The sequence below is a fragment of the Brevundimonas sp. UBA7838 genome (genome assembly GCF_002500885.1).
Taxonomy (GTDB): domain Bacteria; phylum Pseudomonadota; class Alphaproteobacteria; order Caulobacterales; family Caulobacteraceae; genus Brevundimonas; species Brevundimonas vesicularis_C.
Genome location: NZ_DLTK01000142.1, coordinates 1 through 3840 on the forward strand (window position 1 = coordinate 1; position 3840 = coordinate 3840).

General features: G+C 65.9%; 4 protein-coding genes and 1 pseudogene. 3 read left to right on the forward strand and 2 right to left on the reverse strand.

What is annotated here, in order from left to right; genetic code table 11:
- On the reverse strand, positions 1-1070 hold a 1070-nt coding region (locus B3T77_RS15145; protein WP_292080660.1), incomplete at its 3' end, for an S-(hydroxymethyl)glutathione dehydrogenase/class III alcohol dehydrogenase.
- 177 nt (positions 1071-1247) lie between these two features.
- Here B3T77_RS15145 and B3T77_RS15150 point away from each other — a divergent pair.
- Together B3T77_RS15150 and B3T77_RS15155 are read left to right on the forward strand one after the other, a co-directional pair.
- Positions 1248-1907, forward strand: a complete 660-nt coding sequence (locus B3T77_RS15150) for a DUF6624 domain-containing protein (RefSeq protein WP_292080661.1) — start codon at positions 1248-1250, stop codon at positions 1905-1907.
- A 31-nt stretch (positions 1908-1938) separates the two neighbouring features.
- Positions 1939-2640, forward strand: a complete 702-nt coding sequence (locus B3T77_RS15155) for an NAD-dependent deacylase (RefSeq protein WP_292080662.1) — start codon at positions 1939-1941, stop codon at positions 2638-2640.
- 61 nt (positions 2641-2701) lie between these two features.
- Here B3T77_RS15155 and B3T77_RS15160 read toward each other — a convergent pair whose 3' ends face one another.
- Entirely contained in the window at positions 2702-3253 is a 552-nt protein-coding gene (locus B3T77_RS15160) for an OmpA family protein (protein WP_039244254.1), read from the reverse strand.
- 375 nt (positions 3254-3628) lie between these two features.
- On the opposite strand from B3T77_RS15160, the pseudogene B3T77_RS15165 reads away from it, so the two are divergent.
- A pseudogene (locus tag B3T77_RS15165) lies at positions 3629-3840 on the forward strand (hypothetical protein); the annotation flags it as partial.

The following is a 3840-nucleotide window of genomic DNA, read 5'->3' on the forward strand; positions in this document are numbered from 1 at the left end:
TGCATCAGGTCGAAGGCCTTGTTGATGTCGTCCAGGGCGAAGGTGTGGGTGATCATCGGGTCGATCTCGATCTTTCCGTCCATGTACCAATCGACGATCTTGGGCGTGTCGGTGCGGCCGCGCGCACCGCCGAAGGCCGAACCGCGCCAGACACGGCCGGTCACCAGCTGGAACGGGCGGGTGGCGATCTCCTTGCCGGATTCGGCGACGCCGATGACGACGCTTTCGCCCCAGCCGCGGTGGCAGGCCTCAAGCGCCTGGCGCATGACGACGGTGTTGCCGGTGCAGTCGAAGGTGTAGTCCGCGCCGCCATCGGTCAACTGGACCAGATGGGCCACCACGTCCGACACATCCTTGGGATTGACGAAATGGGTCATGCCGAAGCGGCGGCCCCATTCTTCCTTGTCGCCATTGATGTCCACGCCGACGATCATGTCGGCGCCGACCATCTTCAGCCCCTGGATGACATTCAGGCCGATGCCGCCCAGGCCGAAGACGACGCAGTTGGCGCCCGGCTCGACCTTGGCCGTGTTGACCACGGCGCCGACGCCGGTGGTCACGCCGCAACCGACGTAGCAGGCCTTGTCGAAGGGCGCGTCCTTGCGGATCTTGGCCACCGCGATCTCGGGCAGGACGGTGTAGTTCGAGAAGGTGGAGCAGCCCATGTAGTGGGCGATCGCCTGACCCTTGTAGCTGAAGCGGCTGGTGCCGTCGGGCATGACGCCCTTGCCCTGGGTGCCGCGAATGGCCGTGCAAAGATTGGTCTTGCGCGACAGGCACGACTTACACTGGCGGCATTCCGGCGTGTACAGCGGGATGACGTGATCGCCGACCGCGACCGAGGTCACGCCCGGCCCCACCTCGACCACCACGCCCGCGCCCTCGTGGCCCAGGATCGAGGGGAAGACGCCCTCGGAGTCCAGCCCGTCCAGCGTATAGGCGTCGGTGTGGCAGATGCCGGTGGCCTTTATCTCGATCAGCACCTCGCCGGCGCGCGGTCCCTCCAGATCGACCTCGACAATCTCCAACGGACGTTTGGCCTCGAAGGCGACGGCGGCGCGGGTTTTCATGGCGGGGGCTCCTTGGTTTGCGCCTGTGTGTCACGAGCGGCGCGGCAAGCGCTAGTCCGTGCTGGAATGCATGACGATTTTTCGCATCCGTCCGCAGACTGGGCACCATCGAGACACACGACAGGCTTGCATCACCCACTCGCGCCAATAGTCTAAGCCGGCAACGAAGAGACACCGATGATGCTGGCCTGGTTCCTTGCAGCCGCCCTGAGTTTGACCGATCTATCCCCTGCCGCCGAAGCGGCGCTTCGTCCCCTGACGGAGGCGATTGCGAGCGCGCGAGCCAAGCAGGCGGCCTTGCCAGACAATCCCACGCCGCGCGAACAGTTGGAGTTGGCGCTGGCCCTGGATCAGGAACCGCTCAAGGCGATGCACAGCGTTGATCTCTCCACCCTTTCGGAGGCGGATCGACGGACCGCGCGCGCTGCGGCCGAAGCGCGGCTCGACGCCCTCAGTGAAGAGACCGTCGCCACCGTCTTGTCACTCGTTCCAGCGGAAGGTTGGTTCTCCAACGCCGTCTACGGCCAGGATGCGGCGACTGGAGCCTTTCTGGTCATCCAACATGCCGACACCGCATTACAGAAGCGCTTCCTGCCCGCCCTGCAAGCGATGGCTGACCATGGCGAGGCGCTGAAGTGGCAGTACGCGATGATGTACGACCGCATCGCGGTCGCCGAAAATCGCCCGCAGCGCTATGGCACCCAGATGCAATGCGTCGCCGGTCGCATGGTCCCCGCCCCTACGGAAGACCCGGAACGGCTGGAACAACGCCGCGCGCCAATGGGGTTCCGCTGGCCCGACTATAACGCTTATCTGGCGAACTTCGGCGCTTGCTGAATGCCGAATAGAGCTGGCACACAGTCAGATCATGAACCTCGTCGTCCTGACCGGGGCCGGCATATCGGCCGAGAGCGGCGTGCCGACGTTTCGGGCGTCGGACGGGCTGTGGTGCGGGCATCGGGTCGAGGATGTGGCGACGCCGGAGGGTTATGCGGCCGATCCGGCGCTGGTGCAGGACTTCTACAATCAGCGGCGGCGACAGTTGGCCGAAGTGCGGCCCAATGCGGCGCACCGGGCGCTGGCGGACCTGGCGGCGCGGTGGCGGGGCGACTTCCTGCTGGTGACGCAGAACGTCGATGATCTGCACGACCGGGCGCATCAAGAGACGCCGCCGGCCGCCGGGTTCGAGCTGATCCATATGCACGGCGAACTGCTGAAAGGCCGCTGCACCCGGTCGGGCGTGGTGATGGACTGGGCCGGGGACATGGCGGCGGATGAGGCCTCGCCGCATCATCCCGACGGCGTCATGCGGCCGCACATCGTCTGGTTCGGGGAGATGCCGCTTCAGATGGAGCGGATCGAGTGGGCGCTGGAGGCCTGCGACCTGTTCGTGTCCATCGGCACGTCGGGCGCGGTCTATCCGGCGGCGGGGTTCGTGCAGGCGGCGCGGTATGCCGGGGCGCGGACGGTCGAGATCAACCTGGAGCCGACGTCGGGGGCGCGCCTGTTTGACGAAGGCGTTTACGGGCCGGCGACGCAGGCCGTGCCGGCCTTCTTCAGCACGCTGTAGAAACGAAAACGGCGGCCGCTGCGAAGGCGGCCGCCGTTCCGGCGTTCGAGGTCGAGGCGGCTTAGGCCAGGACCACGATGGTCACGCGGCGGTTCTGGGAACGGCCCTCGGGCGTGTCGTTCGAGGCCACCGGCTGTTCCTGGCCATAGGAGATGGTGGCCATGCGGTTCAGGGCGACGCCCTGGCGGTTCAGGAAGCGACGCACGGCCTCGGCGCGTTGCTCGCCTAGCTGGTCGTTATGCTCGGGCGTGCCGGTCGAGTCGGTGTAGCCCTGGATTTCCAGATAGACGTTCTTGTTCTCGCCCTGCAGACGCTGTGCGAACTGGGCCAGGCGCTGCTCGGCCTCGGGCGACAGGGCCGCCGCGTCGGTGGGGAATTTCACGGAATCGTCCGACAGCACGACCTGATAGAGGAACTTGCCCTCAGCCAGTTTGTGCGCGTCGTTGGCGCGTTGCAGGGCCTGGCCTGCGGTGCCTTCGACGGTGGTCACGCGGTTGTCGACGACTTCGACCTGATCACGCACGAAACGATGGCTGGCGCAGCCGCTGGCCGCAAAGCCGAGGGCGATGAGGGCGCCGCCGACGACCGCCGTCCTGAGTTTCGATCTGCTCAAGTTCTGTCTCCTTCTTGCCGGGAGCGCCACACCCAGTTCATGCGCAAGATGAAAATGGCGTATGAGACAAGGCGGAGTAATGACGCGCTTTGGGCGGCATCATGTCAGCTGGACCATAAGCAGATCGAATATTCGCGTTATTCTTGCATGAGCACGGAACCATCGGCTCAGTGAAGACGTTGCGCCGCCGACGGCCGATGCCGGAGGGCGGATACGCTCATCTATCGCCGCTCTGCGCCGTCGCGCGGTTGTATTCACGACGACGCCACTTTCCTGACGCGACCGAATGTTTTCAACGGAGCCTGGCGATTTTTACAGGCGTTTTGTCCCGATGACCATGCGGCGGCGTGTTCAACTCCCATCACGGATCGGCGATTGAGCGCGGCGCGCACAAGGCGCTGGGCGCTGGCGGCGACGCCGATCCTGGCCGCGCATCTGCGGCTGGCGCTGCTGATGCACGGCGGTGCGGAGCCGATGGTCGAGACGCCGCAGACGCCGCCGATGATGGTCGAACTGGTCGAGCCGCCCCCGCCGCCTCCCCCGGCCGCGCGCGTAATCGCGCCCGATCTTTCGCCCAAGCCCGACGC